Here is a 5,506-nt window from a genome sequence, read left to right as displayed (position 1 = left end):
AGGCCTGTCTGGAGGAAGCGGGCTTCAAGGTCCAGCTAGATGTCGTTGATTGGGCAACACTCACGCAGCGTCGCACGAATCCGAAGCTGTGGGATATCTTCATCACGCATGCATTTTTCAACCCGGAACCGGCGACCTATGGAGCTTATGATCCATCCTCCGCGATGGGATGGGACACTGCCGAAAAAAGGAAAGCTTGGGATATCTTTTTAACTACAACCGATCAGAAAAAGCGCGAACAAGCGTTTGCTCAGGTGCAAAGGCTTGTCTGGCAACAGTTGCCGTTTTACAAAGTGGGCTCATTCGCGTGGTTAGCGGCGCAAAATCGAAAGATGACCGGCGTGCCACAAATCGGCTTTCCGGTCTTCTGGAACGCGAAAATCACGAAATAAAGGTTACTACCTGTCGTCCGTAAGACGCGCGGCTGATGCCTCGAGAATTTGGATGTATTCCTCCGTAGACTACTAGGAGAAACAAATGCCCGGAACAAATGTCGCTTTCACGACAAAAGAGTTTCAAGATCGCTTGCAGAACGTGCAGTCAGAGATTCAAAAACGAGATCTCATTGGAATCCTTGTCCATTCGCCTCATAATATTTACTATCTAGCTGGTTACCACACTTCTGGATACTTCGCTTATCAAGTTCTGTTCGTGCCCGCGCAAGGCGAACCGCTTCTCTTGGTTCGGGAGTCGGAGCGTCTACACGCCGACGTGTATTCCTGGCTGGACCTTAACAGGCAAGCCGTATATCTTGATACTGAAGATCCCGCGATCGTAACCGTAGGGTGGCTCAATGAACTGGGCTGGTCGGGAACCGACAAAAAGATTGGCGTCGAAAAGACCTGCTTGAACTTTCCTGTGCGTGCTTACGACAAAATCAACGCTGCCCTTGGGTTGAGCAAGCTTGTCGACGCGTCAGGTCTTGTAAACCGGGTGCGACTGATCAAGTCGCCAAAAGAGATCGAATACGCCCGTCTAGCCGCGAAAACTGCCGACATCGGCATGAAAGCCGGCTTAGAGTCCCTTGCGGTCGGAAAAACGGAGTTCGAGATCGCTGCAGTGATACAGCATCAGCAGATTATTGCTGGGAGCGAGTATCAGGGTTTGCCCAACTTCGTGGCCTCCGGTGACAGAATCTTCAGGGGACATTCGACGCCAACGCGCAAGGTTATCGGGCCCGGCGATCTAGTGAAATTTGAGGTTACCGGATCTGTGAATCGGTATCACGCTGCTTTGATGCGGAGTGCGTCAATGGGTAAGCCAACCGACGAGGTTGCAAAGGCGGCGGACCTGATGATCGCCTGTCAGGATAACGCCTTCAAGCTAATGAAACCGAGCGCTATCTCGGGCGACGTTGATGCCGCAGTGCGGCAACCTGTGCTGAAGGCCCGGTTGAGAGAAAGGTATCTGCCGCGAATCGGCTATTCGCTGGGTATCGGGTTTCCGCCCATTTCTGGTGAATGGGAGGTGTGCGACTTTATGGCAAACGATACATGGGTCCTTCAAGCTGGCATGGTTTTCCACATGGTCGTTACCGCAAACGGAATCGCCTTTAGTGAGACGATACTGGTGACCGAAAATGGAGCAGAGCGACTCACCACCCTTCCGCGCGAACTGTACCTGGCGTACTGATCCGACAAAGGGGCCCAACGGCTTCCAACGCTGACGAACTTCGAAATCCTAAAAGCGCGTGTCGCAACGGCACGCGCTTCATTCACTGCGGAACTTCTTCATATAGCGGGCGTTATGGGGCGGCTCGACTGCACGAACTGGCGTCTTTCTGGCGACATTCTCGAGACGGTGGAGCGCTATACCGCCGCTGCGTCGCAGCGTGACCGACTCACTTTTCAGGCAGCAACTAATCAAGATGCGCTGTCCCGCTTACATGACCGAGCAGATACAGCGACAAGGGCCTGCGAACGCTCAGACCGCGACGAGCATGCAGCAAGCGCGCCGGCCTGACGTCGATCGACACATGGCTCGCTGCAGGTGCCGCAGAGAGTAGTCGCAACTCACGCAGGCAGACTCGGGTGTACATGACGAATAACCCGGAAGCTTTCCGCTACGTGCTTAAGTTGTTCGCCGATACCTTTGCCCGGCGACTTCATCACGTCGCGCTCGCGCAGCGCCGCTTCTTGACTGAGCTGTATCCCCTTGAGCATTTCGACGTCGAAGTGGCCTCGCGAGCGTCCCGCAGAAATCTTGCCGCTATCTGAACACCATCTTTCATCGCGCGAACTGAGCGAAAAAGGGGTTTTGATTTGCTTGCCGCGGTGACTGCATCTCGTTTGGCAACGCTGCTGTGTAAGAAGCCTGCGATGTACGCAGGAACGCGTCCGCCGCCGGCATCGTCATTTTCTTCGGTCGAACCACCAGGGCAGAAGCGCGACTGTGTTTTCTAGAAAACGCACTTCGAGGCGGAGCCCAGCGCCCGATGCGTCCTCTCGGCGATGTGGCTTGCTCGGGATGTTACTTAGTTGACGCGAATATTGTCGATGATATAGTAGGTATATCAACCCGGATCACTGTTATCTCTGAGCGATATCCTTGCGGGAAAAAGGCGATGAAAAGTACTACGATCTCGACAGTCGGTGCACTGGCCCGCTATGCATGCGGTCTGAAAGCGCGCGACCTTTCTCAAGAAGTTAAGCTGCATGCCGCTAAGTGTGTGCTTGATACGCTCGCGGCGGCGGCAGCCGGCTTGAGCGCCCCTAGCGTAGTGGCCGCTCGCGAAGCCAGTTCGGCGCTGTTTGGCAAAGGTGAAATTCCGGTTTGGTTTGATGGAAGGCGAACCACTACGGCCGGTGCGATTTTTGCCAATAGTTCTGCAGCGGCCGTACTTGATATGGACGATGGGCATAGCGAAGCCCGCGGTCATGCAGCTTCGGCCGTCGTACCTGCGGTGCTCAGTCTTGCCGGTGAAATCGGTGCCTCCACGGATGAGGTTCTGAGTGCGATTGCGATTGGCTACGAGGTCGCGGTCAGAATCAAAGCCGCACGCGGTGATCATGGTCAAGCAGGATGGAATGGTCAGTCGGGAGTGTGGGCAGGATTCAGTGTCGCAGTCGCGATTGGCTGGTTGCTGAAGGCGTCGGAGGACCAGATTGCGCACGGTATTGCTTTGACCGGGGTTTATTCGCCCAATCTGGTGGCTACGTCGTATACGAAAGAGTTCGGCGCAGACGTGAAGGAAGGTATCCCATGGAGTGCTGTCGTAGGTTACAGCTCAATGATCCTGGCCAAACTGGGTCATGCAGGTTTTACCGACACGCTCGACTGCCCGCCTTTCTACGACGCGTCGACGATCCTCCGCGGTTTGGGAGAGGAGAGGATGAAGATCCTCGGGAACTATTTCAAGCCATATGCGACGTGTCGTCATTTTCACGCGGCGCTTAAGGGGCTTGAGGATGTGATGGCAGATCACGCCATAAAAGCCGCAGAGATTGAAACTATCAGGGTCCATATCTATGACTATGCGTTAAGGCTGTCCAATAAGACGCAGCCGCAGAGTCTCATCGATATTCAATATAGTATTCCGTACTGCATGGCGATTGTCGCGATTCTTGGCGCTGATTCCTTGATGCCGATCGACGAATCTTTGCTCGGCCGAACCGAACTCATAGCCCTCGCTGAGAGAGTTCAGATTGTTCCCGATCCGGAGTTCAGTTCTCGATATCCGGAAGTTGTGCTAAATCGTATCGATGTCGTCACTGCAGGCGGAACTTTTTCGACGCCGCCAATGCGTCCGCCGTGCGATCCCGATGCACCGATGACGATGGAACAATTGGAGCGGAAGTTCACGAACTCAACGGCTAGGGTCCTGGGCGAGCGACGACAATCGGATTTGCTGAGCGCATTCGGTCGGTTTCTGGAAGGTGAGATTGCGCCGTTGCTTAAGGCAATTGCGACTCCTGCGAAGACCAGCGCGTAAAAATCGCTCCGGTTCCTTAACCTCATTGATGCATGGTGGCCCGAACAAATGAAACATATAAAATCCGAGCGGACGCATACCGCTGGTGCACCGCCACAAACAAGTCGGAAAAAACGTGGGTCGCTGGGTATCATAAAGCTGGACAACGCTGGCGTCTCGGAAGCTGCATCGGACGCGGTCGATGATGCAGTGATGCCGTTTATCGTCGACGACGCAGCGCAATGGGAGGTTTTTGTTTGCAAGACAATCGCAGAGGGCGCCAATGCAGCCGACAACAAAATCCCAACTCCTGAAGCATCGCAAGGCATTTTGAATGCTGCCCGGCGGCTGGAAGGGCATACCGACCTCATCATTGGCGGCTGCGGATACATGTGGGCGTCTCGAGAGCATCTGTATGGCCAACTTTCTACTCCTGCAATTACAAGTTCACTAGAATTCCTCGATCTTGCGTTGCGCATGACGAAGTTGCCGGTGGGAATTGTCACCTGGGATGCCGAACCGCTCATGCCTTTGTTGATACACCATCCCGGCTTTGCGCGCCTGCGTTTCGTGACGATTCGCGATTTACCTGACTTTAAGAAATGGGTGCTCGATCCGTGCGGTAAGCAGGTGCCGTGCGAATGGAGCAAGGAGGGTATTTCAGTTCAACTGAGTGATCTCATGAGGGACGCGTTCGGCAGAGATGGCGTCTTCAATGACGTGGGCATCCTAGTGCTTGAATGCACTTTGATGCCGGACTTCAGAAGTGTTATTCGGCAGATAACGCCGATACCGGTACTCGATCTTCTAAGCTTCGCTGAAGCTGCGCTTCAATAGCTGACGGAATTTACCGTGCCCGGAGCAGTGCGGCTTATCCGATCCTCTATCTTGACATGATTGGGACCGGTTGCGCCGAATTTATTAGAACGACGGTGAGGTCAACATGGTACGCATGGGACAGGCTACAACGAGGATCGCATACTGGGCAGTAGCGACCGCAGCGATGGTCGGCATGCAGACAGGTGTTGCGCAAGAGCGTCCAAGTGGCCTGATCGTCGACGCGATCGTCGGCGAACCGCCGACGCTTGATCCAGCGATTACCACGGCTGACGTTGTTGCCGCGCCAAGTGAGCATATATTCGAAACGCTCTTCACGTTCGATTCGCATTGGAACGTTCAGCCTCTGCTTGCAGACCGGATGCCAGCAGTGAGCGCCGACCGTCTAACCTATACCATTCCGCTTCGCCGGGGTGTCGCCTTTCACAACGGTACAGAAATGAGTGCTGCCGACGTTGTTGCGTCTCTCACTCGGTGGCAGGCGGTGGCGGTGTTTGGAAAGGACGTCCACCCTTACGTCGAGTATCTGGACGCCCCTGGCGATCATACCGTAGTGATAAAGCTGAAAGAGCCTTACATGCCGCTTTTGGCACTTCTCGCCACACAAGTGTCAGCGGCTGTTGTTGTACCGAAAAGCGTCATAAAGGGGGGGCAGCTTACCGCGCTGATTGGCACCGGCCCGTATAGCCTTGCTGAGCACAAGCCTGATCAATACATCAAGCTGGTTCGCTTCAAGGGCTATTCTTCGCGCAAGGAGCC

General features: G+C 54.5%; 5 protein-coding genes and 1 pseudogene. All 6 read left to right on the top strand.

Annotated features, from left to right (window positions below; genetic code table 11):
• Nucleotides 1-392: pseudogene (locus F759_RS43130) on the top strand (ABC transporter substrate-binding protein); the annotation flags it as partial.
• Between the two features lie 85 nt (nt 393-477).
• On the top strand, nt 478-1,632 hold the full coding sequence (locus F759_RS0134980) for a M24 family metallopeptidase (RefSeq protein ID WP_027803855.1): 1,155 nt from the start codon (nt 478-480) through the stop codon (nt 1,630-1,632).
• A 404-nt stretch (nt 1,633-2,036) separates the two neighbouring features.
• On the top strand, nt 2,037-2,216 hold the full coding sequence (locus F759_RS0134975; RefSeq protein ID WP_027803854.1) for a hypothetical protein: 180 nt from the start codon (nt 2,037-2,039) through the stop codon (nt 2,214-2,216).
• A gap of 347 nt (nt 2,217-2,563) precedes the next feature.
• Nucleotides 2,564-3,931 (top strand): MmgE/PrpD family protein, encoded by a 1,368-nt coding sequence (locus tag F759_RS0134970; protein WP_027803853.1) that lies wholly within the window; start codon nt 2,564-2,566, stop codon nt 3,929-3,931.
• Between the two features lie 48 nt (nt 3,932-3,979).
• The gene (locus F759_RS0134965; RefSeq protein WP_027803852.1) at nt 3,980-4,747 is read left to right on the top strand and encodes an aspartate/glutamate racemase family protein; all 768 of its coding nucleotides are present in this window, start codon (nt 3,980-3,982) and stop codon (nt 4,745-4,747) included.
• Nucleotides 4,748-4,922: 175 nt separating this feature from the next.
• The coding region (locus tag F759_RS0134960) for an ABC transporter substrate-binding protein (RefSeq protein WP_244439001.1) at nt 4,923-5,506 on the top strand (584 nt) is incomplete at its 3' end.

The sequence above is a fragment of the Paraburkholderia dilworthii genome, from assembly GCF_000472525.1.
GTDB classification, from domain to species: Bacteria; Pseudomonadota; Gammaproteobacteria; order Burkholderiales; family Burkholderiaceae; genus Paraburkholderia; species Paraburkholderia dilworthii.
This window is presented reverse-complemented; position numbering and strand designations above follow the sequence as displayed.